The sequence below is a fragment of the Mycolicibacterium gilvum genome (assembly GCF_900454025.1).
GTDB lineage: Bacteria > Actinomycetota > Actinomycetes > Mycobacteriales > Mycobacteriaceae > Mycobacterium > Mycobacterium gilvum.
In genome coordinates this window covers 2254238-2280096 of record NZ_UGQM01000001.1, presented here as the reverse complement: position 1 = coordinate 2280096, position 25859 = coordinate 2254238, and the positions used below count along the sequence as shown (strand labels likewise).

Annotated in this window: 25 protein-coding genes; 10 read left to right on the top strand and 15 right to left on the bottom strand. The window is 68.3% G+C overall.

Annotated features, from left to right (window positions below):
* Positions 1-3: 3 nt before the first annotated feature.
* Genes DYE23_RS10750 through DYE23_RS10735 form a run of 4 tightly spaced genes read right to left on the bottom strand, consistent with a single transcriptional unit; the run spans position 4 to position 4272 of the window.
* Positions 4-777 carry a 3-oxoacyl-ACP reductase gene (locus DYE23_RS10750; protein ID WP_011894912.1) on the bottom strand — a complete coding sequence of 258 codons (774 nt, stop codon included), beginning with the start codon at positions 775-777 and terminating at the stop codon, positions 4-6.
* Entirely contained in the window at positions 778-2142 is a 1365-nt protein-coding gene (locus DYE23_RS10745) for an aldehyde dehydrogenase family protein (RefSeq protein WP_011894913.1), read from the bottom strand.
* Positions 2139-2909: a gamma-glutamyl-gamma-aminobutyrate hydrolase family protein gene (locus DYE23_RS10740; RefSeq protein WP_011894914.1), complete on the bottom strand. Its 771-nt coding sequence runs from the start codon at positions 2907-2909 to the stop codon at positions 2139-2141. The genes DYE23_RS10745 and DYE23_RS10740 overlap by 4 nt, the downstream gene beginning before the upstream one ends.
* Positions 2896-4272 carry a glutamine synthetase family protein gene (locus tag DYE23_RS10735; RefSeq protein WP_013472073.1) on the bottom strand — a complete coding sequence of 459 codons (1377 nt, stop codon included), beginning with the start codon at positions 4270-4272 and terminating at the stop codon, positions 2896-2898. The genes DYE23_RS10740 and DYE23_RS10735 overlap by 14 nt, the downstream gene beginning before the upstream one ends.
* A gap of 280 nt (positions 4273-4552) precedes the next feature.
* Here DYE23_RS10735 and DYE23_RS10730 point away from each other — a divergent pair, with 280 nt between their 5' ends.
* Both DYE23_RS10730 and ngg read left to right on the top strand, forming a co-directional pair.
* Positions 4553-6358: an N-acetylglutaminylglutamine amidotransferase gene (locus tag DYE23_RS10730; RefSeq protein WP_011894916.1), complete on the top strand. Its 1806-nt coding sequence runs from the start codon at positions 4553-4555 to the stop codon at positions 6356-6358.
* Positions 6355-8121, top strand: coding sequence for an N-acetylglutaminylglutamine synthetase (gene ngg / locus DYE23_RS10725; RefSeq protein ID WP_011894917.1), 1767 nt, complete (start codon positions 6355-6357; stop codon positions 8119-8121). The genes DYE23_RS10730 and ngg overlap by 4 nt, the downstream gene beginning before the upstream one ends.
* Before the next feature lie 7 nt (positions 8122-8128).
* Here ngg and DYE23_RS10720 read toward each other — a convergent pair whose 3' ends face one another.
* Genes DYE23_RS10720 through map form a run of 3 tightly spaced genes read right to left on the bottom strand, consistent with a single transcriptional unit; the run spans position 8129 to position 10279 of the window.
* Positions 8129-8692 carry an alpha/beta fold hydrolase gene (locus DYE23_RS10720; protein ID WP_011894918.1) on the bottom strand — a complete coding sequence of 188 codons (564 nt, stop codon included), beginning with the start codon at positions 8690-8692 and terminating at the stop codon, positions 8129-8131.
* 49 nt (positions 8693-8741) lie between these two features.
* On the bottom strand, positions 8742-9401 hold the full coding sequence (locus DYE23_RS10715; RefSeq protein ID WP_011894919.1) for a hypothetical protein: 660 nt from the start codon (positions 9399-9401) through the stop codon (positions 8742-8744).
* 20 nt (positions 9402-9421) lie between these two features.
* A complete protein-coding gene (map, locus tag DYE23_RS10710) occupies positions 9422-10279 on the bottom strand; it encodes a type I methionyl aminopeptidase (protein WP_115327193.1) in 858 nt (285 codons plus the stop codon).
* 22 nt (positions 10280-10301) lie between these two features.
* Between map and DYE23_RS10705 the strand changes: the two genes are divergently transcribed.
* Entirely contained in the window at positions 10302-10688 is a 387-nt protein-coding gene (locus tag DYE23_RS10705; RefSeq protein WP_011894921.1) for a PaaI family thioesterase, read from the top strand.
* Here DYE23_RS10705 and DYE23_RS10700 read toward each other — a convergent pair.
* A complete protein-coding gene (locus DYE23_RS10700) occupies positions 10685-11287 on the bottom strand; it encodes a TetR family transcriptional regulator (protein ID WP_115327192.1) in 603 nt (200 codons plus the stop codon). The two genes, DYE23_RS10705 and DYE23_RS10700, sit on opposite strands and share 4 nt — an antisense overlap.
* A gap of 18 nt (positions 11288-11305) precedes the next feature.
* On the opposite strand from DYE23_RS10700, the gene DYE23_RS10695 reads away from it, so the two are divergent.
* Both DYE23_RS10695 and DYE23_RS10690 read left to right on the top strand, forming a co-directional pair.
* Positions 11306-12400, top strand: coding sequence for a DUF1254 domain-containing protein (locus DYE23_RS10695; protein WP_085981136.1), 1095 nt, complete (start codon positions 11306-11308; stop codon positions 12398-12400).
* Complete coding sequence (locus DYE23_RS10690; protein ID WP_099961279.1) at positions 12397-13578, top strand: sulfotransferase family protein; 1182 nt, start codon at positions 12397-12399, stop codon at positions 13576-13578. Before DYE23_RS10695 ends, DYE23_RS10690 begins: the two co-directional genes overlap by 4 nt.
* Here the strand turns inward: DYE23_RS10690 and DYE23_RS10685 are convergent.
* Complete coding sequence (locus tag DYE23_RS10685) at positions 13571-14173, bottom strand: DUF1707 SHOCT-like domain-containing protein (protein WP_011894925.1); 603 nt, start codon at positions 14171-14173, stop codon at positions 13571-13573. The genes DYE23_RS10690 and DYE23_RS10685 overlap by 8 nt on opposite strands.
* A 40-nt stretch (positions 14174-14213) precedes the next feature.
* Positions 14214-16028 carry a penicillin-binding transpeptidase domain-containing protein gene (locus DYE23_RS10680; protein ID WP_115327191.1) on the bottom strand — a complete coding sequence of 605 codons (1815 nt, stop codon included), beginning with the start codon at positions 16026-16028 and terminating at the stop codon, positions 14214-14216.
* Positions 16029-16394: 366 nt separating this feature from the next.
* Here DYE23_RS10680 and DYE23_RS31350 point away from each other — a divergent pair, with 366 nt between their 5' ends.
* Together DYE23_RS31350 and DYE23_RS10670 are read left to right on the top strand one after the other, a co-directional pair.
* Positions 16395-16637, top strand: a complete 243-nt coding sequence (locus DYE23_RS31350; protein ID WP_235660295.1) for a hypothetical protein — start codon at positions 16395-16397, stop codon at positions 16635-16637.
* Positions 16634-17638, top strand: a complete 1005-nt coding sequence (locus DYE23_RS10670; RefSeq protein WP_011891385.1) for an IS3 family transposase — start codon at positions 16634-16636, stop codon at positions 17636-17638. The genes DYE23_RS31350 and DYE23_RS10670 overlap by 4 nt, the downstream gene beginning before the upstream one ends.
* Before the next feature lie 45 nt (positions 17639-17683).
* Here DYE23_RS10670 and DYE23_RS10665 read toward each other — a convergent pair whose 3' ends face one another.
* From DYE23_RS10665 to dxr, 5 genes are all read right to left on the bottom strand, one after another.
* Positions 17684-18346, bottom strand: coding sequence for a GNAT family N-acetyltransferase (locus tag DYE23_RS10665; RefSeq protein WP_115327190.1), 663 nt, complete (start codon positions 18344-18346; stop codon positions 17684-17686).
* 25 nt (positions 18347-18371) lie between these two features.
* Entirely contained in the window at positions 18372-19226 is an 855-nt protein-coding gene (locus tag DYE23_RS10660; protein WP_013472082.1) for a GNAT family N-acetyltransferase, read from the bottom strand.
* A gap of 55 nt (positions 19227-19281) precedes the next feature.
* Complete coding sequence (gene ispG / locus DYE23_RS10655; protein WP_041788659.1) at positions 19282-20427, bottom strand: flavodoxin-dependent (E)-4-hydroxy-3-methylbut-2-enyl-diphosphate synthase; 1146 nt, start codon at positions 20425-20427, stop codon at positions 19282-19284.
* A 75-nt stretch (positions 20428-20502) separates the two neighbouring features.
* Positions 20503-21741, bottom strand: a complete 1239-nt coding sequence (locus tag DYE23_RS10650) for a M50 family metallopeptidase (RefSeq protein ID WP_011894931.1) — start codon at positions 21739-21741, stop codon at positions 20503-20505.
* 14 nt (positions 21742-21755) lie between these two features.
* Positions 21756-22919 carry a 1-deoxy-D-xylulose-5-phosphate reductoisomerase gene (gene dxr / locus DYE23_RS10645; protein WP_115327189.1) on the bottom strand — a complete coding sequence of 388 codons (1164 nt, stop codon included), beginning with the start codon at positions 22917-22919 and terminating at the stop codon, positions 21756-21758.
* Between the two features lie 141 nt (positions 22920-23060).
* On the opposite strand from dxr, the gene DYE23_RS10640 reads away from it, so the two are divergent.
* The 3 genes from DYE23_RS10640 (at position 23061) to DYE23_RS10630 (ending at position 25851) form a co-directional block, all read left to right on the top strand.
* On the top strand, positions 23061-23744 hold the full coding sequence (locus DYE23_RS10640; RefSeq protein ID WP_011894933.1) for a fasciclin domain-containing protein: 684 nt from the start codon (positions 23061-23063) through the stop codon (positions 23742-23744).
* Between the two features lie 25 nt (positions 23745-23769).
* A complete protein-coding gene (locus DYE23_RS10635; RefSeq protein WP_011894934.1) occupies positions 23770-24354 on the top strand; it encodes a fasciclin domain-containing protein in 585 nt (194 codons plus the stop codon).
* A gap of 147 nt (positions 24355-24501) precedes the next feature.
* Positions 24502-25851 carry a cryptochrome/photolyase family protein gene (locus DYE23_RS10630; RefSeq protein WP_115327188.1) on the top strand — a complete coding sequence of 450 codons (1350 nt, stop codon included), beginning with the start codon at positions 24502-24504 and terminating at the stop codon, positions 25849-25851.
* Positions 25852-25859: the final 8 nt, after the last annotated feature.

Genomic DNA, 25859 nt, shown 5'->3' with positions numbered 1-25859 from the left:
GCGCTACAGCGGCGTGACGTAGTGACCGGTGATGCCTCCGTCGACCAGGAAGCTCGATCCGGTGATGAACGACGCGTCGTCACTGGCCAGGAACGCCACTGCGGCGGCGAGTTCCTCGGGTTCGGCGAACCGACCCATCGGCACGTGCACCAGCCGCCGCGCGGCACGTTCGGGATCCTTGGCGAACAGCTCCTGCAGCAGCGGCGTGTTCACCGGCCCCGGGCACAGCGCGTTGACCCGGATTCCCTGGCGCGCGTACTGGATTCCGAGTTCCCGCGACATCGCCAGCACGCCGCCCTTGGACGCGGTGTAGGAGATCTGCGACGTCGCCGATCCGTTCACCGCCACGAAGGACGCGGTGTTGACGATGGACCCCTTCTGCGCGGGCACCATGTGGCGCAAGGCGGCCTTGCAGCAGAAGAACACCGACTTGAGGTTGATGTCCTGCACCCGGTCCCACGCATCGATGCCCGTGTTCTCGATCAGGTCGTCCTCGGGTGGGCTGATGCCGGCGTTGTTGAACGCGATGTCGACTCCGCCGTGGACCTCGAACGCGGTGTCGAACAGATTGTCCACCGCGACCTGATCGGAGACGTCGACCTGCACGAAGGTCACGTTCAGGTCGTTGGCGACCGACTTGCCGGTCTTCTCGTCGAGATCGCCGATGACGACGATGGCACCCTCGGATCGCATCCGCTTGGCCGTGGCCAGGCCGATTCCGCTTGCGCCACCGGTGATCACGGCGACCTTGTCCTTGAGGCGCTGACTCAGGTCCATCTAGTTCTCCTCTACTGCGAAAAAGACGTTCTTGGTCTCGGTGAACGACAGCGGGGCGTCCGGGCCAAGTTCGCGGCCCAGCCCCGACTGCTTGAAGCCGCCGAACGGCGTGCTGTAGCGCACCGAGGAGTGCGAATTGACCGACAGGTTGCCGGCTTCCACGGCGCGCGACACCCGCATCGCCCGGGAGATGTTGTCGGTCCAGATGGATCCGGAGAGTCCGTAGACGGTGTCGTTGGCCAGCGCGATGGCGTCGGCCTCGTCGTCGAACGGGAGCACGGTCACCACCGGGCCGAAGATCTCCTCGACCACGGTGCGGTCGTCACGCGCCGGGGTCAGCACCGTGGGAGGGAACCAGAAGCCCGGACCCTGCGGCGCGGAGCCACGGAATGCGACGGGTGCGTCGTCGGGCACATAGGACGACACCGAGTTCCAGTGCGCCTTGGACACCAACGGCCCCATCTCGGTGCCCTCGGCGCCGGGATCGCCGACCACCACACCCTTGACGGCGGGCTCCAGCAGTTCCATGAACCGGTCGAAGACGCTGCGCTGCACCAGAATCCGGCTGCGCGCACAGCAGTCCTGACCGGAGTTGTCGAACACCCCGTACGGTGCGGTCGCGGCCGCCCGTTCCAGATCGCAGTCGTCGAACACGATGTTGGCGCTCTTGCCGCCCAGCTCCAGGGTGACGCGCTTGACCTGGGTGGCCGCCTGCGCCATCACCCGGGTGCCGACCTCGGTGGATCCGGTGAACACGATCTTGCGGACGTCGGGATGGGTCACGAACCGCTCCCCGACGACGGATCCACGCCCGGGCAGCACCTGGAACAGGTCGGCGGGCAGACCGGCCTCGACGGCCAGCTCGCCGAGGCGGATCGTGGTCAGCGGGGTCCACTCCGCGGGCTTGACCAGCACCGCGTTGCCGGCGGCGAGCGCGGGTGCGAACCCCCACGAGGCGATGGTCATCGGGAAGTTCCACGGAGTGATCACGCCGACGACGCCGAGCGGCTCGTTGAACGTGACGTCCAGGCCGCCGGCGACCGGGATCTGCTTTCCCGACAACCGTTCCGGCGACGCGGAGTAGTACTGCAGCACGTCGCGGACGTGGCCGGCCTCCCACCGCGCGTTACCGATCGGATGCCCGGAGTTGGCCACCTCGAGCGCGGCGAGTTCCTCGACATGGGCATCGACCACCGCCGCGAACGCGCGCAGCGCCGCCGCCCGTTCGGCGGGTGCCTGACGGGCCCACGAACGTTGGGCGGCCTTGGCCCGGGCCACCGCGTCGTCGACGCCGGCCTCGTCGGTGTGCTCGACGGTACGCAGCACCTCCTCGGTCGCCGGGTTGATCACATCACTTGCGGTCATCGATTCACCTTCTGTGTCTTCTGTGTCGCGTAAACGCCTGCGGCCCCGACCAGTCCGGCGAACAGCCGAAGATCGTCGAGCCGTTCCTCGGGGTGCCACTGCACCGCGATCACCCAATGGTCCGGGTGGGCTGACAGATCGACCTCGACAGCCTCGATCACGCCGTCGGTATCGGAGGCGCTGACGACCAGACCGTCGCCGAGCCGGTCGATGGCCTGATGGTGATAGCACTGCGCCTCGGTGTCGGGGCCGACCAGGGCGGCCACCCGGCTGCCGGGCACGGTCGCGATCGAGGAGGTGGTGAACACCGCGTTGCCCTGCTGGTGGCGGGTGTGGCCGACGACGTCGGGAACGTGCTGGTGCAGTGTCCCGCCCAGGGCCACGTTGAGCACCTGCGCGCCGCGGCAGATCCCGAGGACGGGCATGGCGCGCCGCAGCGCCGCCCGCACCAACGCGAACTCGAACGCGTCGCGGGCGCGGCTGTCGGTGTCCGGTTCGTCGGTCCTGGGATGGCGTTGCGCGCCGTAGGTGGACGGGTCGACGTCGCGGCCTCCCGTGATGATCAGGCCGTCGATGCCGTCGAGCACCCGCTCGGCGATCGTGTCGTCGACGGGCTGGGGCGGCAGCAGCGAGGCGATGCCGCCCGCCATCCCGACACCTTCGAAGTAGATGGCCGGCAGGAAACTGGCACGGACGTCCCACACACCGGTCTGCGCCTGCTGCAGATAGGTGGTCAGACCGATCACCGGGCGGCTAGAGACGCTCAAACCCGCGCACCCTCTCCCAGTCGGTGACGGCGGCGTTGAACGCCTTGAGCTCGACCCTCGCGTTGTTGACGTAGTGATCGACGACGTCGTCGCCGAATGCGTCGCGGGCGATCTTCGAGTTCTCGAACAGTTCGACGGCCTCGCTCAGCGTGGTCGGCAGCCGGTCGGCGCCACTGGTGTAAGCGTTGCCCTCCACGGCGTCTTCGAGCTCGAGCTTGTTCTCGATGCCGTACAGACCCCCGGCGATCAGCGCCGCCACGGCGAGGTACTGGTTCACATCGCCACCGGGCGCCCTGTTCTCCATCCGCATGCCCTGGCCGTGCCCGACCACGCGCAGCGAGCAGGTGCGGTTGTCCAGACCCCACGCCACTGCCGTCGGGGCGAAGCTTCCCTCAGCGAATCGCTTGTAGGAGTTGATGTTCGGCGCGTAGAACAGCGTGAACTCCCGCAGGGTGGCCAGCTGGCCCGCGATGAAGCTCCGGAACATCGACGACATCCCCAGTTCGTCGCTGTCGTCGGCGAAGACGGCTATATCTTCTGGACTACCGTCACGCCCACGGAACGAGATGTGGATGTGGCAGCTGTTGCCCTCGCTCTCGTCGAACTTGGCCATGAACGTCAGGGATTTGCCGTGCTGGTCGGCGATCTCCTTGGCCCCGTTCTTGTAGATCGTGTGGTTGTCGCAGGTCACCAGCGCCTGCTCGTACCGGAATCCGATCTCCTGCTGCCCGAGGTTGCACTCCCCCTTGACGCCTTCGCAGTACATGCCGGCGCCGTCCATCCCGAGCCGGATGTCGCGCAGCAGCGGTTCCATCCGCGTGGACGCGTGCATCGCGTAGTCGATGTTGTAGTCGGTGGCGGGTTTGAGATTGCGGTACCCGGCGGCCCAGGCGTCACGGAATCCGGTGTCGAACACCATGAATTCGAGCTCGGTCGCGGCGACGGCGTCGAGGCCGAGCGCATCCAGGCGGTCGAGTTGGGCGCGCAGGATGCCGCGGGGCGCTTGCGTCACCGGACGACCGTCCGTCCAGGACAGGTCGGCCATCACCAGCGCCGTGGCGGGCAGCCACGGCACCCGGCGCAGGGTCGACATGTCCGGGGTCATGACCATGTCGCCATAGCCCTTCTCCCAGCTCGAGATCGCGTACCCGTCGACGGTGTTCATGTCGACGTCGACCGCGAGCAGATAGTTGCAGCATTCGGCGCCGTGCTCGGCGACGTCGTCGACGAACAATCGGCTCGAGATCCGCTTTCCGGTAAGCCTGCCCTGCATGTCGCAGAACGCGACGATGACGGTGTCGATGTCTCCGTCGGCGACCTGTTTCTCCAGGTCCTCCAGCGTCAGCATTCCGCGTGTGGTCATCAGCTCAAGCCTGCCCTTCGTACGGTCTGTCACGATCCCATGAACCCTTTTCCCTGTCCAAAGGTAGGGCAACCAACCAATAGACGACCGGTTTGTCGAAAGAATTCAGCGCACGCGTCCCTGTGACGACTGTCTCGATCTTGATTTCCGCGCGGCCGGTTTGGCCCGAGGGTGCGGGGGTAATTAACGACGGCGCTGCCGAGCTACCTCGCGTGGCACGGTTGCCCCAGGCCAGATGCAGGGCCTGCCCGTTCAGCCGCCACAGAGTAGGGTCGATCACGTGTGTGGAGCCACCGGCGAGGTAAGACTCGACGGCACAAGCCCAGATGTCCGAGCTGTCGCAGCCATGGCCGAGGTCATGGTCCCCCGCGGTCCCGACGCCGCCGGCGCCTGGTCGCAGGGCCGGGTGGCCCTGGGCCACCGGCGCCTCAAGATCATCGATCTCACCGAGGCGGGCGCCCAGCCGATGGTCGACTCCGATCTCGGTCTGACGATCGCCTGGAACGGCTGCATCTACAACTACGAGGAGTTGCGCGACGAGCTCGCCGGTCACGGCTACCGCTTCTTCTCCCACAGCGACACCGAGGTGCTGCTGAAGGGTTACCACCACTGGGGTGACCGCTTCGTCGATCACCTCAAGGGCATGTTCGCCTTCGCGATCGTGGAACGTGACAGTGGACGCGTGCTGCTGGGCCGCGACCGCCTCGGCATCAAGCCCCTCTACCTCACCCTGACCCCGGACCGGATCCGGTTCGCGTCGTCGCTGCCCGCGCTGCTCGCCGGCGGCGGTGTCGACACCCGCATCGATCCCGTCGCACTGCACCACTACATGACGTTCCATTCCGTGGTGCCCGCGCCGCACACCATCCTGCGCGGTGTCACGAAGCTTCCGCCGGCGTCGCTGATGGCGATCGAGCCGGATGGCAGGATCACGACGACCACCTACTGGGAGCCCGACTTCACCCGGCATGCCGACCGGGCCGACTGGTCCGAGAAGGACTGGGAGGAAGCGACTCTCGACTCGCTGCGGACCGCCGTGAAGCGACGCCTGGTCGCCGACGTCCCCGTCGGCTGCCTGCTCTCGGGCGGGGTCGACTCCAGCCTGATCGTCGGTCTGCTCGCCGAGGCCGGCCAGCACGGCCTGGCGACCTTCTCGATCGGCTTCGAGTCGGTCAACGGCGTCGCCGGCGACGAGTTCAAGTACTCCGACATCATCGCCCAACGCTTCGGCACCGACCATCACCAGATCCGCATCGACACCGCCCGCATGCTGCCCGCCCTCGACGGTGCGATCGGCGCGATGAGCGAGCCGATGGTCAGCCACGACTGCGTGGCGTTCTATCTGCTCAGCCAGGAGGTCGCCAAGCACGTCAAGGTCGTGCAGTCGGGTCAGGGCGCCGACGAGGTGTTCGCCGGCTACCACTGGTATCCGCCGATGGGCGAGCCGGCGGCCGCATCGCTGGAAGGCTCGGTCGCCAGCTACCGCGGGGCGTTCTTCGACCGCGACCGGGCGGGTTACGCCGACATCGTGGCGCCGGGCTACCTCACCGGCGACGACCCGAGCGAGTTGTTCGTCACCGAGCACTTCGCCCGGGCCGGTGCCGAGACCGGGGTCGACCGCGCGCTGCGTCTGGACACCACGGTGATGTTGGTCGACGACCCGGTCAAGCGCGTGGACAACATGACGATGGCGTGGGGCCTGGAGGGCCGCGTCCCGTTCCTCGACCACGAGCTCGTCGAGCTCGCCGCCACCTGCCCGCCGCAGTACAAGACTGCCCACGAGGGCAAGGGCGTCCTCAAACAGGCTGCGCGCCAGGTCATTCCGTCCGAGGTCATCGACCGGCCGAAGGGCTATTTCCCGGTCCCGGCGCTGACGCACCTGGAGGGTCCGTATCTGGAGCTGGTCCGTGACGCGCTCTACGCGCCGGTGGCCAAGGAACGCGGCCTGTTCCGGCCGGACGCGGTCGAGCGGCTGCTGGCCGATCCCAACGGCAGGCTGACGCCGTTGCGGGGCAACGAACTCTGGCAGATCGCGCTGCTGGAACTGTGGTTGCAGCGCCACGGCATCACCGGCGCCGCCGCATGACCGCCGATCCCACCGCGGACAACCCCGAAGCGATCACCCTCGCACTGCACGAGGCCGCGACCGCCGATCAGCTGGACTCGATGGCCGACGATGTCGTGCTCGAACTCGGTTGGGGCCGTCTGATCTTCGGGCAGACCTTCGCCGACCCCGAGCGGCTCGCCGAGGTGCTGCGCCAGGAGGGGCAGGGTCGTCGCGACATCTGTATCTACGCGCGCGAGCCGCACGTGCTGGTGTCCAAGGCGCCGGCCGAACTGTTCATCGACCCCAGCCACACCTACCGCCTGCGGTTCGCCGAGGTCGAGGACAGCGGCTCCACGCCCACCGGGTTCCGGGTGCGCACCCTGGCCGAGCGCGCCGACGCCGACGAGATGAACCGCGTCTACCTGCGGTGCGGGATGGTGCCCGCGCCGACGGATGTGTTGTGGGACAACCACCGTGAACAGCCGTCGGTCGACTACCTGGTCGCGGTCAGCGACGAGGACGGCACCGTGCTCGGCACGGTCACCGGGGTCGATCACGTCGCGTTGTTCTCCGACCCGGAGAACGGGTCGAGCCTGTGGACGCTCGCCGTGGATCCGACGGCCGCGCTGCCCGGCGTGGGCGCTGCCCTCACGCGCGCCCTGGCCTCGCTCTACCGCGACCGCGGACGGGCCTACATGGACCTGTCGGTGGCCCACGACAACGTCGCCGCGATCGCCCTGTACGAGAAGCTCGGATTCGCACGGGTTCCGGTGATGGCGGTCAAGCGCAAGAACGCGATCAACGAACCGCTGTTCACCCATCCCCCGGAGACGGTCGACGACCTCAACCCGTATGCGCGGATCCTGGCCGATGAGGCGATGCGCCGGGGCATCTGGGTCGAGGTCCTCGACGCCGAGGCGGGCGAGATGCGCCTCTCGCACGGCGGCCGGACCGTCGTGACCCGTGAGTCGCTGTCCGAATACACCTCGGCGGTCGCCATGGCCCGGTGCGACGACAAGCGGCTCACCCGGCGCATCGTGTCCGAGGCCGGAATCACCGTGCCCAAGGGCCGCCTCGCCACCTTCGATCAGGCCGATCACGATTTCCTCGCCGAGGTCGGCGACGTCGTGGTCAAACCCACCCGCGGAGAGCAGGGCAAAGGCATCACCGTCGGCGTGGACAGCGCCGAGGAACTCGACGCCGCGCTGGCCCGGGCCCGCGAGCAGCACCCCGAGGTGCTCATCGAACAGCGCGCCGAGGGCGACGATCTGCGACTCGTGGTCATCGACGGCAAGGTCGTCGCCGCGGCGCTGCGCATGCCCGCCGAGATCACCGGGACCGGCCGACACACCATCCGCGAACTGATCGAGACCCAGAGCCGGCGCCGGGCGGCGGCCACCGGTGGCGAGTCGCAGATCCCGATCGACGCGGTCACCGAGAACACCGTGCGCGAAGCCGGTTACACGTTCGACGACGTCCTGCCCGAGGGTGAGCGCCTGCGGGTGCGCCGCACCGCGAACCTGCACCAGGGCGGCACGATCCACGACGTCACCGCCACCGTGCATCCCGAGCTGTGCCGGGTGGCGGTCGCGGCCGCAGCCGCCATCGGCATCCCGGTCACCGGCATCGACCTGCTCGTGCCCGATGTGACCAAACCCGAGTACGCGTTCATCGAGGCCAACGAACGCCCGGGGCTGGCCAACCACGAACCACAGCCCACCGCACAGGCATTCGTGGATTTCCTGTTTCCGAACCAGCCGGGGCTGCCGCAGGCGTGGACCCCCGACGAGGTCCAGTCCTGACGCACCGTCACCAGGTGCTGGTGCGCATCACGATCTCGGCGGCCAGCTGAGCTGTCGAATCCGCGGCGTTGCGCCGGCCCAGCAGATCGACGATGCGGTACTCGCCGTATACGAAACGCTGGCTGGCTTTGGCCACCGCACGGGCGGCGCTGGTGCTCACCAGGGCTGTGGTGTTCAGTTCCACCGGCGGACAGTGCTCGTCGCGCACCGCGCCCGTCAGGTCCGCGACACGGGGATGGCCCCGGTCGATCACCACCAGGCCGATGAAGCGGTCGAGCCGGGTCGCTGCGAGGTCCCATGCGATTTCGCCGCCGTGCCGGTCCCCGACGAGCAGGGCCCACCGGACCTCCACCTCGTCGAGGATGCTGATCACCGATTTGGCGGTCAGCCGCGGATCCGCCCCGATGACAACGGTCTTCAGCGACGCCGTGTGCAACCGTTGGCAGATGCCCTCGTAGGCGGCCGGTGCCTGATGCGCCGCGCCGAGCAGCACGACGACGGATCCTTTGTCCGGTCCGGTGACCTCGACGGGCACACCGAAGCCGTCAACGGTCACCATCGGAGTGGGCATTGCGCCACGCTACAGGGCGGACGTGCGTCGGCGAGGTGCTTTGCGGGCGTCAGACCGTCCGCGCGCGCTCGGCCTGCTTGGCGGTGATGTCCAGAAAGGTCTGCGGGAGCGCACCTTTGACCGGAATAGAGGGATCGGGCGTCGGGAACGCGATGCCGAAGACGGCCATGGCGCCGACGTTCTCGAACGCGAAGTACACGCTGGTCTCCTGACCCGGCAGGTACATCGTCTGCTCATAGGCCAGCGCGTCGGCACGCGAGACGGGCACCGGCGTCGTCGTCATCGCGACGCCGGGATCGGATTCGTCGAAGAAGGTCCGGTACTCGGCGCACCGCTGCGCGGTCGCGGCGAGCCGGTCGAGATCGAGGCGCCACGACAGCACCGTGATGACCATTCGCGCCCCGTCGTAGACGACCACGTATTCGACCGCGCTGCCCGGGCCGCGCTCGGCATCGCCGGCGATATCCCGGGTGAGACCGTCGGTGCACCCTTCGGGCTCCGACAGCATCGGCGGCGGCCCGGCGGCGTCGTCGCCGTCGGCCGGATCGCGGGTGATGCGCTCGAAAACCACGCCGGACGGGAAGTCGGCCTCGGTCAGCACCGCCTTCTCCAGGCGCGCGCCGGGCCAGGTGGCCGTTCCGGTGGTGTCGTGACCACATCCGCTGAGCAGGCACGCCGCGATCGCCGCGATCGCCGCACGCCTGGTCATGGGCTCAGGCTACCGACGCCTCACAGCTGGGTCAGGATCTCCGCGCCGGATTCGGTGACCACGAGCGTGTGCTCGAACTGCGCGGTCCACTTCTTGTCCCTGGTCGCGACCGTCCAGTCGTCGTCCCAGATCTCGTAGTCCAGACTGCCCAGGTTGATCATCGGTTCGATCGTGAACGTCATCCCGGGCTCGAGAACTGTCTGCACCGACGGCTGATCGTAGTGCAGGACCACCAACCCGTTGTGGAAGGTGGTGCCGATCCCGTGCCCGGTGAAGTCGCGAACAACGTTGTAGCCGAAGCGATTCGCGTACGCTTCGATCACCCGCCCGACGACCGACAGCGCGCGTCCCGGCTTGACCGCCTTGATCGCCCGCATCGTGGCCTCGTGGGTGCGCTCGACGAGCAGGCGGTGCTCCTCGGAGACGTTGCCGGCGAGGAACGTCGCGTTGGTGTCGCCGTGGACGCCGTCGATGTAGGCCGTGACGTCGATGTTGACGATGTCGCCGTCCTCGATGACGGTGGAGTCCGGGATTCCGTGGCAGATGACCTCGTTCAGCGAGGTGCAGCACGACTTGGGGAAGCCCTTGTAGCCGAGCGTCGACGGGTAGGCGCCGTGGTCGACCATGTAGTCGTGGGCGATCCGGTCGAGCCGGTCGGTGGTCACTCCCGGTGCGACGGCCTTGCCGGCCTCGGCCAGCGCGCCGGCGGCGATGCGTCCGGCGACTCGCATCTTCTCGATGACCTCGGGGGTCTGGACCCACGGCTCGCTGCCCTCTCGGGCGGTCGGCTTACCGACGTACTCGGGGCGGTCGATCGACTTGGGCACCGCCAGCATCGGCGAGACCGTGCCGGGTCGGAGGGCGGTCCGTACAGACATGTAGTAATGCTAGCGTTCCGCCATGCAGGTCACCCCGGGCCATTTGTTCGCCCAGCTGGATTTCCGTGACGTCGAGGACACCGATGAGCGGATGGTCATCGAGCTCGACAACCGGCCGGATCTGGTGAACCGGCGCGGCGCCCTGCAGGGCGGTCTGGTCGCCACGCTCATCGACATCGCCGCAGGCAGGCTCGCCGACCGCCACGTCGGTCCGGGTCAGGACGTCACCACCGCCGACCTGACGATCCACTATCTGGCGCCCGTGCTGGAGGGTCCGGCGCGCGCTGTGGCCACCGTGGTCCGGGCCGGACGACGGGTGTCGGTGATCGCGGTGGACGTGATCGATGTCGCCCGCGATCGCCTCGCCGCGCGTGCCACCGTCAGCTTCGCGGTGCTCGACCCGCGCTAACGGACGTGCAGCGACGCGAGTGCCGTGCGCACCCGCTCGGGCAGCGAGCCGCCGTGCACCAGCCAGTCGTCCAGCGCGATCCGCACCGAGGCCATCGCCAGCGCTCCCAGTAGCCGGGGCCGGGGGTCGTCGGGCGCCGGGTCGGCCATCCGAATGCCGACCAGGTCGGCGATCGCGGCCTCGTAGCGCAGATACAGCTGTAGCGTCCACGCGCTGAACACCGGTGACGACCGCGTCATCACCGCGAGTTCGCGCACCTGGTCGCTGACCGCCTCGAAGCCGTGCCCGAGATCCTGGAACGCCGCGACCACCGCGGCGTCGGCGGCCAGCTCCGGCGGTTGGGCGGCGATGGCGTCGGCGATGGCATCGAGCCAGTGCGCCGCCATCCCCTCGACCACCGCATCCTCTTTGGCGCTGAAATAACGGAAGAAGGTCGCGCGGCCGACCTCGGCGGCCGCGGCGATGTGCTCGATCGTCGCCCCCGCCAGGCCGTGGGCGGCCACCGCCTCGGCGGCCGCGGCGGCGATGCGGGCCTTCGTCGCGCGCTGCCTGCGGACCGTCAGGCTTTCCCCCGATTTCGGACCTGAGACTGCGTCCATGATGAGACTATGTCTCACATGGATGCGGATGGCAACGTCAGGGAAGCGGCGGCGGCAAGCCTCGGGGCATGGACGTTCGTCCAGCAGATGCTCGCCGATCTGACCAAGACCGTCATCGAGGACGCGACCAGCGAGCGCGAGCTGCTGGAAGGGCTCAGCGTGCTGGCCAAGGTCACCGCGCTGTGCACCGAGATGACCGTCGAAGCCGACCCGCAGCGGCCGCGCTTCTTCGAGATGAGCACCGACACCCGCCTGCTCGGCGGTTCCAATCCCGACGGCAGGTATCTGCTGGCGATGATCCGGGGCGACCGCACCTACCGCGTGATCGGAAGCCGGGGTGACTCGGCCTATCTCGGCTTCCAGGTGCTTGCGGGCTCCGGGATGAATCCCCGCCGGATGGCCGCCTACCTCAGCGATCGCGAATTACACTGCAGCAGAGGCACGTTCAACTTCCTCCTGTCCGCACACGAGCCGGCGCCCGAGGTGCTCGGCGCAGCCCAGTGGGTGCAGATCCCCGCGGATGCGACCTCCATCGTGGTGCGCGAGTACATCGCCGACTTCGACAGCGAACTCGCCGCGATGATGACCATCGAATGCCTCGACAGCCGGCCCGCGGAACCCCTTTCGGATCCGGCTCTGGCAGAGACGTTCACGGCGATGGCGTGGACGATCGTCAAGCTCACCACGCTGCACCGCACCATCAAGCCCGAACTGCTGACCCGGCCCAACGTTCTGGTCACCGCCGAGGCCGCCGAACTCGGCAGCGCCGACACCACCCCCGACAACCTGTACATGATCGGGTCCTTCGCACTGGACTCCGACGAAACTCTGGTTCTGGAGTTCACACCGCCCGACACCCGCTACTGGAATGTCGCCCTGGAGAGCGTCTGGCACGAATGCGTCGCACCCCGCCGGCAGGGAGGCTCGGTCACCAACGCGGGAGTGCGCCCCGATTCGGCCGGCCAGGTGCGAATCGCCATCGGCGCCAGAGACTTCGGGCACGGCCATTGGCTCGATACCGGCGGCCGGCGCCGCGGGTTCGTCGTGGTGCGGTGGCTCGACAACCCGCAGGCCCCCACCGTGCGCAGCACTGTCGTGCGCGGCGCTCCGTGACCGTGAACCGATTCGCACCCGAGCAGCTCATCGTCCGGGCCTGTGAGGCGACCGGACTCGACGACTTCGGGGACGACGACACCTGGCGCGACGGCCTCGACCTGGTCTGCGACGGGTTGACCACCGATGCGCGCCTGAACGAGATCGGCGTCGAGATCGCGGCCGCCGACCTCCACCGGGCGCTGACCAGCCGGCTTCACATCGTCGGCTGGCGCACGCAGCATCCCGAGATCGCCGCCGCGCCGGTCGCGCGTCCGATCTTCATCGTCGGGCAACCACGGACCGGGACGACCATCCTGTTCGACCTGCTCGCCCAGGATCCCGCGCTGCGGCCTCCGCTGACCTGGGAGGTCGACAACCCGTTCCCGCTCCCCCGACTCGACACCTACACCAGCGACCCGCGGATCGCGCAGACGCAGGCGAGCATCGAGATGTCCGAGCAGATCGTGCCGGGCCTGCTGGGCCACCACCCGATGGGCGCGCTCGTCGGCCAGGAATGCGTGCGGATCGTCGCCGGCCAGTTCTGCTCGATGATCTACCCGACGCAATACCGGATGCCCGACTACTACCGGTGGCTGCTCTACAAGGCCGATCACGGTCCGGCCTATCGGTATCACCGTATGTTCCTGCAGCACCTGCAGTCCGGTGTCGGCGGGCCGTCCTGCCAGTGGCTGCTGAAGTCGCCGGCCCACCTGTGGCAACTCGAGGCGTTGCTCGCCGAGTATCCGGATGCGCTGATCGTGCAGACACACCGCGATCCACTGAACGTGATCGCGTCGATCAGCGCGCTGCTGCACCACCTGCGCAGGTTGGCCTCCGACGACTCGTCGATTCCCGAGTGTGCGGCACAGTCGCGCGAGCAGATCGTCGCCGGGCTCGAATACGCGGTGCGACTTCGTGATTCCGGGGTGCCGGCGGCGAACCAGATCGTCGACGTGCATTTCCGGGACTTCATGCGCGACCCGTTCGAGACGATCCGCGCACTGTACGCCCGACTGGGGCGCGAGCTCGAGCCGGTCGCCGAACAGCGGATGCGGGACTTTCTGGCCGCCCATCCCGGAGACCACGCGGGCGACCGCTATCGCTGGGCCGACACCGGTCTGGACGCCGCGGAGGTCCGCGCGCAGGTGCGCACCTACCAGGAGCGCTTCGGCGTTCCCGACGAAGTGCTCAGGTAGCGCGGAACAGCCCCGGGCGCCACGACTTTCGCGGTCCCCGGATGTCGACCGAGCCGCACACCACCTTGCCGGTGAGGATTACGTGCGGATTGCCTTCCGCCGGTGCGTCTCTGCGGTGGTCGTGGGCGCTGCCGACGTTGACCTCGACATCGTCGATGGACGCGCTCGCGCCGTCGGGCAGCCGCAGATCCAGCCCGCCGAACCTCATGTCGAGCTCGATCACGACGATCGGACCGGCGAAGCGCGCCCGGGTCAGGTCGAGGTCTACCGACCCCATTCGCCGGTGCAGCGCCAGCCGCGACGGCACCACCCACTCCCCCTGCCGTTTCAGCGAGCCCAGCACGCCGCGCAGTTCGACCCGGTCCGCGGCCGAGGTCACGATCGCGCCGGGGCCGGGCAGATCCCCGACGAGGGCGTCGAGCTCGGACCGCTGCCGCGCCTGCGACACCATCGCCGAACGTTCCTCGAACTCGCCGATGTCGATCAGCCCGAGGGCGACGGCGTTGTGCAGCCGGCGCAGGGTGCCGTTGCGGTCGGCGTCGGAGATCCTCATCTCGACGGGTTCGAGGGATCGGCCGTGGTTGATGTCGGTCATGGCGTTTCCACGGTACCCCCGGCGCGCACCGCCCTCCGGGCTACGCCTGGTAATCCGGCGGGAGTGAGTCCAGCATGCCCTTGAGCATCCGGACCGCGTACTCCGAACTGCCGCCGCCGACGATCAGCGCCGAGAACGCCATGTCGCCGCGGTAACCGGTGAACCAGGAGTGCGAACCGCCGGCGAACTCGGCCTCGCCGGTCTTGCCGCGCACGTCGCCGCTTCCGGCCAAATCCTTGGCGCTGCCGTTGGTGACCACCAGCCGCATCATCGGGCGAAGGCCTTCCACCACGTCCTGCGGGATCTGTTGCTGCGCACCGGTGACCGCGGTCTCGCGGCCCGCGATGAGTTGGGGCACCGGGGTGTGACCGGCCGCCACCGTCGCGGCCGCCAGCGCCATCCCGAACGGACTGGCGAGAACCTTGCCCTGACCGAAGCCGTCCTCGGTGCGTTCGGTCAGGTTGACGGTCGGCGGCACCGATCCGCTGACCGTGGACAGTCCGGGGATGTCGTAGTCGAGCCCGATGCCGTACTGCGACGCGGCCTCGGTCAGACCACGCGGCGGCATCCTGCTGGCGAGTTCGGCGAACGTGGTGTTGCACGAGCTTGCGAACGCCCGCGACATCGGCACCGTGCCGAGGTCGAAGCCACCGTAGTTCGGCACCGTGCGGTGCCCGATGTCCATCCGGCCGGGGCAACCGAGAAGCGTGTTGGGCGTTGCCATCTGACGCTCGATCGCGGCGCCGGCGGTGACGATCTTGAACGTCGACCCGGGTGGGTAGAGCCCCATCGTGGCCAACGGTCCCTCGCGATCGGCCGCGGCGTTCTGGGCCACGGCGAGGATCTCACCGGTGGACGGTTTGATGACGACGATCATCGCCTGCTTGCCGGTGATGTTGACGGCGTTCTGTGCCGCGGTCTGCACCGACCGGTCCAGGCTGATGCTCACCGACGGCGCCGGCGTCCCGGCCACCTCGTTCAGGACGTCGACGTCGACGCCGTTCTGGTTCACCGTGACGACACGCCACCCCGGGTCACCGTCGAGGTCCTCGGCGACGTTCCTCTTCACCTCGTTGACCACCGCGGGCGCGAAGGTCGGGTCGGTCGGCACCATCTCGGGCTGGGGCGTGATCACCACACCGGGCAGCGAGCGCAGCGCGGGCGCCACCGCATCGTGATCGGCCTGGTTCAGCGTGATCAGGCTCAGCGCACCCCTGGTCGAGCTGGCGAGCTCGGCGAGCCGCTGCGGGTCGAGGGTGTTGTCGAAACGGTGCAGATCACCGGCGACGGTGCGCGCCGTGGCCATCAGGTCGGCGCCGGCGGCCTTGGCGTCCAGGGCGAAGTGGTACCGGTATCCGGGCACCAGGACATTCGTGCCGGTGCGCTCGTGGACCGATGCCCGCGGCGGCGCTTCGGCGCGCAACGCGAACGTCTGGTTCTCCCCCAGCCTCGGGTGCAGGCCGGTGGCGCTCCACCGCACCTCCCAGCGGCCTTCGTCGCGAACCAGGTTCAGCTGGCCGTCGTAGGTCCACGTGCGGTCCTTGGGCAGGTGCCAGGTGTAGCGGTAGGTGACGCTGCCGGTGTCCTCGGCGTACTTGGAGCTCAGGATCTGGGCCTGCAGACCGGTGGCCTGCAGACCGGCCCACGCCTCGTTGAGCGCGGCGCGCGCCCCCTCGGGGTCGTCGGCGAGCTGCGCCGCCGCGCCGGTGTCCCCGGTCGCGAGCGCCTCGAAGAACTCCTCGGCGGTGGGTTCGGGTCCGTTGGGGCGCGGGGTGCAGGCGCCGAGGGTGACGACGAGCGCCGCGGCCGACGCCAGCGCCGCCGCGCGTGTGACTGATGTGAACAGTGATGCCATTGCGACTGATGTTACGAAGCTGAGACCTCAACCGTGGGGAGGCACACCGCGCTCCGGTACCCCCAATCCTCCGCCGAAATTGCATTCCGGCAGGCCCGCACTCGCAAAAGTCCTGCTGGCCCTCTTTGCCACGCTCGTTGTGAGTCAGTGGGAGTCAGTGCGAAGGGGATGAGTGTGTCGATCAGTGCAGGGTTCAGTATCGCCGAGATTCGTGAGTTCGTTGTCGAGTATCAGCGGGTGCCTCATGGGCAGAAGGGGTCGTGGCTTGCTGCTTCAGGGGTCTCTGGCGGTCAGTTCAGACGGTGGCAGGCCGCAGTGTTTAGCGGTGACCTCGACCGTGGCCTGATTCCGCGAGAAGGTAGTGAGATGACAGTTCCCCCGGCGCTGCGCAAAGCGTTGGCCAAAGTTGATGCAGCCAGGCAGGACCGCGACGAGGCCGAACTCGCTCAGCTACGAGAGCGAGTTCGCGAGCTCGAGGCAACCAACGAGGCTTTGGGAAAAGCTATCGGGCTCTTGCACACGATGAGCGCGCACGAGCCCGACGCAGCCCCGACGATCCACGATCTCGACGATTCATCGACGCCGAGAACGGACTTGTCACCGAGTTGACCGCGGCGATCGGTTCGCAACGTCAGGCGCTGGCGATGATCGATCTGTCGCGTTCGACGTGGCATTACCGGACCAACCCGCGCCCGCCGGTCAGCGACCCGCTGCCGCAGAAGCATCGGGCTTACCCATCGCGCATCGATGAGGCCGACCGGGCAGTGATCCGAGACAAGATCCTCGCCGGCTGGGAGGCGGGCAGCTCGGTGGACCATGCGTTCGCCGCCAGCTGGGACGAGGGCGTGATGTTGGCCTCGCGGCGTTCCTGGTGGCGGATCGCCGCCGCGATCGAGGACCAAAGTGCGCGCCCAGTCGCACCGACCCGCTCGACGAGCAAGACGCCCCGGCAGGCGCCGGTACTCAAAGCGACAGGACCACAACAGATCTGGAGTTGGGACATCACCGACCTGCGCAGCCCGTGGCGCGGTGTGGCGTTCAAGGCGTACTCGATCCTTGACATCTACTCCCGCAAGATCGTGGGCTGGCGCGTGGAGGAACGGGAATGCGACGACCTCGCCGTGGACATGTTCGAAGCCGCGTTCGCCGGGCACGGCCTCCCCGCGGTCGTGCACGCCGATTCCGGGCCGGCGATGCGCTCGACGGTCCTCAAAGACCTCCTGGCCGGTCTCAAGATTGGCCAAACCCATAACCGGCCCCGGGTCAGCAATGACAACCCGTTCTCCGAATCGGAGTTCCGCACGATGAAGTACCGACCGAACTATCCCGGTGTCTTCACAGATCTTGACTCCGCCCGCGCCTGGGTGAGCGCCTACGTGTCCTGGTACAACCAGCATCACCGCCACAGCGGCGTCGAACTGTTCACCCCAGACTCCGTCCACGACGGCACGTGGGCGCAGCTCTGGGACCGACGAGACACCGCCCTACAGGCCTACTACGACGCTCACCCCGAACGGTTCCGCAACCGTCCACGAACCAAAAGCCCCAGCCCCGTCGTCGGCATCAACCTCCCCACCGAAAACGACCCCGACCGACTCCAAGCAGCTTGACATCGCCCGTGGAATACAATTTCGGCGGGGGGTGGGGCGGGATCGTCAGCCCGCGGCGGGTGCCCGCACGACCAGCGGCACGGCCGGGAAGTAGGCCGCCATCTCCGAGCGCGACGCGCGCAGGGCTGCCGTGCCGAAGCCGTGCTTGCGGTGCGCGGGGTGAATCCAGATCCGGACGTCGACCTCACCGTCGGCCAGTTCGCCGAAGACCATGCCGACCTTGGTCGAGCCGACCTCGGCCACCAGCCACACCGCCTCCTCGGCGGCCATCCGTGTCACCGCCGCGCGGATCTCATCCCCGAGATCGCCTGCGGGAGCAGCGGTCCCGTCGCCGGCCGAGCGTACATCGGCGGTGCGCTCGGCGAAGACGTCCCGGTCGTGGGCAGCGGAGAACGGCCTCAGCATGAGCCGGCGCGCAGAACCCGGCGTCTGCTCGGAGGACGCGAAGGTCAGCACCTTGCTGTTGAGGTTCTCCAACTCGGCGGCGATGCGGCGCCGCGACACCTTGGTCAGCCGGTCGAACGACAACCGCAGCACGGCCTCGGAGGCCTCGGCGGACGCGTCGAGAAGGTCGGCGATCGCCTCGATCGCCGCGTCGTAGTCCTCGGAGGCGACGACCGCGTCGAGGAGCTCATGGCGTCGGTCGAGCGCCTTCATCATCGCGTCGGCGATCTCCCGACGTGTCGCGGTCGAATCGTGCTCCGTCATGTCTGGAGAGTAGGCGGCGCGGGGCTCAGTCGAGCAGGACGGTCGCGAAGGACGCGATCTCGGTGAATCCGATGCGCGCGTAGGTCGCCCTGGCCACGGTGTTGAAGCTGTTGACGTAGAGACTGGCGATGCGGCCCGCGCCCACGACGGCGGCGGCCACCGAGGCGGTGCCGGCCGTGCCAAGCCCGCAGCCCCGCCGCTCGGGATGCACCCACACCCCCTGGATCTGGCCCACCGCCGGCGACTGCGAACCCACCTCCGCCTTGTACACCACCTCGCCACGTTCGAAGCGGGCCCAGGCGCGTCCGGCGGCGATCAGCCCCGCCACCCGTCGGCGGTAGCCGCGGCCACCGTCCCCCAGACGCGGGTCGATCCCGACCTCTCCGATGAACATGTCGATGGCCGCGACGAGGTACGCGTCGAGTTCCTCCATGCGCACCGGCCGGACGGCGGGGTCCGTCGGACAGGACGGCGCGGTGTTCAGCGCCATCAGCGGTTGATGGGCGCGCACGTCGCGCGCGGGGCCCCAGACGGGTTCGAGCCTTTGCCACATCGGCAGCACGAGTTCGGCGCGACCGACCAGTGAGGAACACCGGCGGACGCTGCTCATCGCCTTGTCGGCGAACGCGTTCAGGTCGCCCGCGCCGCCGCGCAGCGGGATGAGGTTGGCGCCGGCAAAGCACAGGGACTCGTTGGCGCGTCGCCGGGTCCACAGCTCACCGCCGATGGCGGCGGGGTCGATGCCGTGTTCGGCGACGCGGCTGGCGACCATGCAGGATGCGACCGGATCGTCGTCGAGAACCTGTCGAACCGCCTGGATGTCGCGAACCACCGACACTCTTCGCTCGTCAACGAGGCGGAAAAGCGGAGGAGCCGACATCTGCGTTCTTTCTGCGACTGACCCGACAGGGCGACCCCACCCCCTGGGGTCGGGTTCAGCTTACGGTCACAACGGGCGAACCGGAGGCTTCCTCGGAACCTGGCGTGGTGTCCATGTCGGCGGCGAGCCGCATCGCCTCTTCGATCAACGTCTCGACGATGAGAGCCTCGGGCACGGTCTTGATGACCTCGCCCTTGACGAAGATCTGACCTTTGCCGTTACCGGAGGCCACCCCGAGATCCGCTTCCCGGGCCTCACCGGGTCCGTTGACCACGCACCCCATCACCGCGACCCGCAACGGCACCTCGAGGCCTTCCAGGCCCGCGGTCACCTCGTTGGCCAGGGTGTAGACGTCGACCTGCGCGCGCCCGCATGACGGGCACGACACGATCTCCAGACCGCGCGGCCGCAGGTTCAGCGACTCCAGGATCTGGTTGCCGACCTTGACCTCCTCGGCCGGCGGCGCTGACAGCGACACCCGGATGGTGTCGCCGATGCCCTTGCTCAGCAGCGCGCCGAATGCGACCGCCGACTTGATGGTGCCCTGGAACGCCGGACCCGCCTCGGTGACGCCGAGGTGCAGCGGATAGTCGCACTGCGCAGCGAGCTGTTCGTAGGCGGCGACCATGATGACCGGGTCGTTGTGCTTCACGCTGATCTTGATGTCGCCGAAGCCGTGCTCCTCGAACAGCGACGCCTCCCACATCGCCGATTCGACGAGTGCCTCCGGGGTGGCCTTGCCGTACTTCTTCAGGATCCGGGGATCCAGCGAGCCGGCGTTGACCCCGATGCGGATCGGGATGCCTGCATCTCCGGCGGCCTTCGCGACCTCCTTGACCCTGCCGTCGAACTCCTTGATGTTGCCGGGGTTGACCCGCACCGCCGCGCATCCCGCGTCGATCGCGGCGAAGATGTACTTCGGCTGGAAATGGATGTCGGCGATCACCGGGATGTTCGCCTTCTTCGCGATCGCCGGCAGCGCGTCGGCGTCCTCCTGGCGCGGGCAGGCCACCCGCACGATGTCGCAGCCCGAGGCGGTGAGCTCGGCGATCTGCTGCAGCGTCGCGTTGATGTCGTGGGTCTTGGTGGTGCACATCGACTGCACCGCGATCGGGTGGTCGCTGCCGACGCCGACGTCGCCGACCATCAGCTGGCGGGTCTTGCGGCGGGGTGCGAGAACGGGGGGCGGCGGTGCGGGCATCCCGAGCCCGACGCCGGCGGTGGAGGTCACGATTGATTCTCCTACTGGAACCTAGTGATCGTTGGAACCACGTCTTTATTGAAACAGCGTGATCGGGTTGACCACGTCTGCTGTCACGGTGAGCAAGGTGAAGCCGACCATCACGATGATCACGACATAGGTCAGGGGCATCAGCTTGAGGTAGTTGACGGGTGCGGCGGCCACTTTGCCGCGCGCCTCCCGGATCTTGTTGCGGACCTTCTCGTACAGCGCGATGGAGATGTGTCCGCCGTCGAGCGGCAGCAGCGGCACCAGGTTGATGCCGCCGAGCACGAAGTTGAGCTGCGCGAGGAAGAACCAGAACGCCACCCAGATGCCGGCCTCGACGGTCTCGCCGCCGATCCGGGATGCGCCGACGACGCTGATCGGCGTCTCGGGATCGCGCTCTCCGCCGCTGATCGAGTCGACCAGCGCCCCGATCTTGGTCGGGATCTTGACGACGGCCTTGCCCAGTTCGACGGCGAGGTCCTTGGTGAACACGAAGGTCCCCGGCACCGCGGTGAACGCGTTGTACTGGGTCGGCCCGAACTGCGCGGCCGTGACGCCGATGCTGCCGACATCGACCGGCACCGCGGGTCCGCCGTCCTCGCCGGCGACGTAGCGCTGGCTCGGGGTGACATCGACGGTGGTGGTGAACTCCCGGACCTGGCCGTTCTCGTCGCGCTGCACGGTCAGGACGGTGGGACCGCTCTCCTGTCGCACCGCCTCGACGAGAGCGTCGAACGTCGGGACCTCGGTGTCGCCCACCCTGACGATGACGTCGCCGGCCTCGATGCCGGCAGCGGCCGCCGGGCTGTTGGCGACACAGTCACCCAACTCCCCTTGTGTCACTTCGGATTTGATGCAGGACGTCTCACCGACGACGGCGGTGGTCGGGGCGGTGATGTTGGGCAGCCCCCACACGATCGCGATGCCGTAGATCAGGACCAGGCCGATGATGAAGTTCATCGCGGGCCCGGCGAAAAGCACCGCCACCCGCTTCCACGTCTTCTGCCTGTACATCGCGTACGGCCGGTCGGCGGGGTCGAGTTCCTCGACCGCCGTCATGCCCGCGATGTCACAGAAGCCGCCGAGGGGCACGGCCTTGATGCCGTACTCGGTCTCCCCCAGCTTGTTCGGGCGGCGGGTGGACCACAGCGTGGGCCCGAAGCCGACGAAGTAACGGCGCACCTTCATGCCTGTGGCGCGCGCCACCCACATGTGGCCGCATTCGTGCAGCGCGACCGACACCAGAATGGCGAGCGCAAACAGCGTCACGCCAAGCACGTACATCATCGTGGCGGCCAGTCCTAACTTCTGCTACCTGCGGATTCCCGCTCGACGGCGCTCCGCGCCCGGTCACGGGCCCAGTTCTGTGCGTCGAGTACGTCGTCCACGGTAGCTGGTTCGGCGGCCCACTGGTCGGCAGCGCGCAGCACTTCGGCGACGGTGCGCACGATCGCGGGGAACCTGATCCTGCCCGCGAGGAACGCCTCGGCCGCTTCCTCGTTTGCCGCGTTGTAGATCGCGGTCATGCATCCCCCGGTCTTGCCGGCCTCGCGGGCCAGGGCCACCGCCGGGAAGACCTCGTCGTCGAGCGGCTCGAAGTCCCAGCGCGAAGCGGTGCTGAAGTCGCAGGCCGCGGCGGCGCCGGCGACACGTGCGGGCCAGCCCAGCGCCAGCGCGATCGGCAACTTCATGTCGGGCGGGCTGGCTTGGGCCAGGGTGGATCCGTCGGTGAAGGTCACCATCGAGTGCACGATCGACTGCGGATGCACGACGACGTCGATGCGGTCGTAGTCGATGCCGAACAGCAGGTGGGTCTCGATCAGCTCCAGACCCTTGTTGACCAGCGATGCCGAGTTCAGCGTGTTCATTGGCCCCATCGACCACGTCGGGTGGGCGCCGGCCTGCTCGGGCGTGACGTCCTCGAGCCGGTCCACCGACCACCCGTGGAACGGACCCCCGGATGCGGTCAGGACGAGTGTGGCGACCTCGTCGGCGCTACCGCCGCGCAGGCACTGCGCGAGCGCGGAATGCTCGGAGTCCACCGGGACGATCTGCCCGGGTGCGGCGGCTTTCTGCACCAGGGGCCCGCCGGCGACCAGCGACTCCTTGTTGGCCAGCGCCAGGCGGGCCCCGGTGGCCAGCGCGGCGAGCGTGGGCTTGAGGCCGAGCGCTCCGACGAGTCCGTTGAGCACGACATCAGCCTCGGTGGCTTCGACCAGCCGGGTCACCGCGTCGGGTCCGGAGTAGGTGACCTCACCCAGCGCGGCGGCCGCGGCCTCGTCGGCGACGGCGATGTTGGTGACTCCGGTCTCGGCGCGTTGCCTGGCCAGCAGGTCGCGGTTGCCGCCGCCGGCAGCCAGCCCGACCACCTCGAACCGGTCGGGATTGGCGGCGATCACCTCGAGCGCCTGGGTTCCGATCGAGCCGGTGCTGCCGAGGATCAGTACGCGAAGCCGCTCATTCACCTGTCCATTGTGCCGGGCCGGCAGATGTTACGTGAATATGACACCGGCGCTCATCACCCATCCAAACCGACCGCAGCTGGGAATCACCGGTGTGCGGGCAACGGTGCCCGGCGCTCGATGGGAATGAAAAGGGATGAGGAAATGATGACAACTCGACGAAAGACAGCCGCAGTTGCGGGGATCGCCGCGGTGGCCATCTTCGGTGCCGCCTGTTCGAGCGAGGAAGCCGGAAACAACGCGTCCTCGGCGACGAGCTCGGCGACGTCGGCGATGGAGTCGGCGACCAGTGAGATGACGACATCGTCGTCGGCGCCGATGGCCGACCCGGCCGCCAACCTCATCGGCTCAGGATGTGCCGCCTACGCCGAGCAGGTCCCCGAGGGGCCGGGATCGGTGGCGGGTATGGCTGCTGATCCGGTGACCGTCGCGGCGTCGAACAACCCGATGCTGACCACGCTGACCCAGGCCCTGTCCGGTCAGCTCAATCCGAACGTCAACCTCGTCGACACCCTCGACGGCGCCGAGTTCACTGTGTTCGCCCCGACCGACGACGCGTTCGCCAAGATCGATCCGGCCACGCTGGAGACCCTCAAGACCGACAACGAGCTGCTGACCAGCATCCTGACCTACCACGTGGTCCCCGGCCAGGCGGCGCCCGACGCGGTCGCCGGCGAGCACACCACTGTCCAGGGTGCGCCGCTGACGGTGACCGGCGCGGGCAACGACCTGATGGTCAACGACGCCGGGCTGGTGTGCGGTGGGGTGAAGACCGCCAACGCGACCGTCTACATGATCGACACCGTCCTCATGCCCCCCGCCAACTGATCTGCTCTGCAAAGGAATTCACGAGATGACCATCATGATGAAATCATTCGCCGGGGCGGGGCTGGCCGTCACGGCCGCACTCGGGCTGTCGTTCGCCACCGCGACGACGGCGTCGGCCGCACCGGCCGGCCCGGGATGTGCCGCCTACGTGCAGCAGGTTCCCGAAGGTCCGGGTTCCGTGCAGGGTATGGCGATGGACCCGGTGGCGACCGCGGCATCGAACAACCCGCTGCTGACGACGCTCACGAAAGCCGTGTCCGGCCAACTGAATCCGAACGTCAACCTCGTCGACACCCTCAACGGCGCGGAGTTCACCGTGTTCGCCCCGACCGATGAGGCGTTCGCCAAGCTGGACCCGGCGACCGTCGAGACGCTCAAGACGGACAGCAACCTGCTGACGAACATCCTGACCTACCACGTGGTTCCGGGTCAGGCTGCGCCCGATCAGGTCGTCGGTGAGCACGTCACCGTTCAGGGAGCGACGGTGAACGTCACCGGCGCACCGGATCACCTCATGGTCAACGACGCCTCGGTGGCCTGCGGCGGAGTGCAGACCGCGAACGCGACGGTGTACCTGATCGACACCGTGCTGATGCCGCCTGCGATGTAGACGCACCCCTCACCGGTCCCCGCACCCCTCCCCCGGGGGTGCGGGGATCGTCGTGTCGGCGCCACCCAGATCTGACGCAGATCTGACCCTTTCGTCACAACGACCGGCTTCTGTTTCTCGTCCGGGGATCGCGGGCAGCATCAAGGAATGCCTGCCGTGTTGTGGTTCCGCCGCGATCTGCGGCTGGCCGACCTGCGCGCTCTGGTGGCCGCCGCGGAGGTCGACGGCGACGTGCTCGCCTGCTACGTCCTAGACCCGCGGCTGAAGGCGACGGGAGGTTCGCGCCGGCTGCAGTACCTCTACGACGCCCTGCGCGATCTGCGCGAATCGCTCGACGGTCGGCTGCTGATCACCCGCGGCGATCCGGTCTCCCGGATTCCGGTGCTGGCCGCGGCCGTCGGCGCGTCGTCGGTGCACGTCTCGGAGGACTTCACACCGTTCGGCATGCGCCGCGACGAGCAGGTCCGAGACGCGCTGGGCGACGTGGAGCTGGTGGCGACGGGCTCGCCGTATCTGGTGTCACCGGGCCGCGTCACCAAGGGTGACGGCTCGCCCTACAAGGTCTTCACACCGTTCTTCGACGCGTGGCGTCAGCACGGGTGGCGCCCGCCGGCGGAATCGGGACCCCGGTCCGCGCACTGGCTCGACCCCGCCGACGTTGCGGGCAAACCCGGAATCACCGACATCCCCGACGCCGGGGTCGAACTCGACCTGCCCGCCGGGGAGACGGCCGCCCGCCGGCAGTGGAAACAATTCGTCGACGACGGGTTGGCCGGCTACGCCGAGGACCGCAACCGTCCGGACCTCGCCGCGACCAGCCGGATGTCGGCGCATCTGAAGTTCGGCACCATCCACCCGCGCACCCTCGCGGCGGATCTCGGCCGGGGCAAGGGCGCCCAGGCGTATCTGCGTGAGCTGGCGTTCCGCGACTTCTATGCGGCGGTGGTGGCGGAGTGGCCGCGCAGCACGTGGTGGAACTGGAACTCCACCTTCGACGCGATCGAGGTCGACGACGGGCCCGACGCACAGCGAGCGTTCGAGGCGTGGAAAGCGGGGAGGACGGGCTTCCCCATCGTCGATGCCGGGATGCGTCAGCTGGCCGAGACCGGGTTCGTGCACAACCGGGTCCGCATGATCGTCGCGTCGTTCCTGGTCAAGGATCTCCACCTGCCGTGGCAGTGGGGTGCGCGCTGGTTCCTCGATCAGCTCACCGACGGCGACATGGCGAACAATCAGCACGGTTGGCAGTGGGCCGCGGGGTGCGGCACCGACGCCGCACCGTACTTCCGCGTATTCAACCCGACCACCCAGGGCAAGAAGTTCGATCCGGCCGGGGTGTATGTGAAGCGCTGGGTCGAAGAGCTCCGCGACGTTGCCAGTTCTGTCGACGTCCACAACCTGGACCGTGACCGGCCCGCCGACTATCCCGAGCCGATCGTCGACCACGCGCAGGAGCGCGCCGAGGCGCTGCGGCGCTACAACTCGCTGCGGGGCTGAGCCGAACG

What these genes read in the sequence shown, in the direction of transcription:
- DYE23_RS10630 (WP_115327188.1), top strand. Translation starts at nt 24,502, where the DNA reads ATGCCTGCCGTGTTGTGGTTCCGCCGCGATCTGCGGCTGGCCGACCTG.
- DYE23_RS10715 (WP_011894919.1), bottom strand. Translation starts at nt 9,401, where the DNA reads ATGACCAGGCGTGCGGCGATCGCGGCGATCGCGGCGTGCCTGCTCAGC.
- map (WP_115327193.1), bottom strand. Translation starts at nt 10,279, where the DNA reads ATGTCTGTACGGACCGCCCTCCGACCCGGCACGGTCTCGCCGATGCTG.
- DYE23_RS31350 (WP_235660295.1), top strand. Translation starts at nt 16,395, where the DNA reads ATGACAGTTCCCCCGGCGCTGCGCAAAGCGTTGGCCAAAGTTGATGCA.
- DYE23_RS10705 (WP_011894921.1), top strand. Translation starts at nt 10,302, where the DNA reads ATGCAGGTCACCCCGGGCCATTTGTTCGCCCAGCTGGATTTCCGTGAC.
- DYE23_RS10635 (WP_011894934.1), top strand. Translation starts at nt 23,770, where the DNA reads ATGACCATCATGATGAAATCATTCGCCGGGGCGGGGCTGGCCGTCACG.
- ngg (WP_011894917.1), top strand. Translation starts at nt 6,355, where the DNA reads ATGACCGCCGATCCCACCGCGGACAACCCCGAAGCGATCACCCTCGCA.
- DYE23_RS10665 (WP_115327190.1), bottom strand. Translation starts at nt 18,346, where the DNA reads ATGACGGAGCACGATTCGACCGCGACACGTCGGGAGATCGCCGACGCG.
- DYE23_RS10750 (WP_011894912.1), bottom strand. Translation starts at nt 777, where the DNA reads ATGGACCTGAGTCAGCGCCTCAAGGACAAGGTCGCCGTGATCACCGGT.
- DYE23_RS10720 (WP_011894918.1), bottom strand. Translation starts at nt 8,692, where the DNA reads ATGCCCACTCCGATGGTGACCGTTGACGGCTTCGGTGTGCCCGTCGAG.
- DYE23_RS10745 (WP_011894913.1), bottom strand. Translation starts at nt 2,142, where the DNA reads ATGACCGCAAGTGATGTGATCAACCCGGCGACCGAGGAGGTGCTGCGT.
- DYE23_RS10660 (WP_013472082.1), bottom strand. Translation starts at nt 19,226, where the DNA reads ATGTCGGCTCCTCCGCTTTTCCGCCTCGTTGACGAGCGAAGAGTGTCG.
- DYE23_RS10685 (WP_011894925.1), bottom strand. Translation starts at nt 14,173, where the DNA reads ATGACCGACATCAACCACGGCCGATCCCTCGAACCCGTCGAGATGAGG.
- DYE23_RS10640 (WP_011894933.1), top strand. Translation starts at nt 23,061, where the DNA reads ATGATGACAACTCGACGAAAGACAGCCGCAGTTGCGGGGATCGCCGCG.
- DYE23_RS10695 (WP_085981136.1), top strand. Translation starts at nt 11,306, where the DNA reads ATGGATGCGGATGGCAACGTCAGGGAAGCGGCGGCGGCAAGCCTCGGG.
- DYE23_RS10680 (WP_115327191.1), bottom strand. Translation starts at nt 16,028, where the DNA reads ATGGCATCACTGTTCACATCAGTCACACGCGCGGCGGCGCTGGCGTCG.
- DYE23_RS10650 (WP_011894931.1), bottom strand. Translation starts at nt 21,741, where the DNA reads ATGATGTACGTGCTTGGCGTGACGCTGTTTGCGCTCGCCATTCTGGTG.
- DYE23_RS10735 (WP_013472073.1), bottom strand. Translation starts at nt 4,272, where the DNA reads ATGACCACACGCGGAATGCTGACGCTGGAGGACCTGGAGAAACAGGTC.
- DYE23_RS10700 (WP_115327192.1), bottom strand. Translation starts at nt 11,287, where the DNA reads ATGGACGCAGTCTCAGGTCCGAAATCGGGGGAAAGCCTGACGGTCCGC.
- ispG (WP_041788659.1), bottom strand. Translation starts at nt 20,427, where the DNA reads ATGCCCGCACCGCCGCCCCCCGTTCTCGCACCCCGCCGCAAGACCCGC.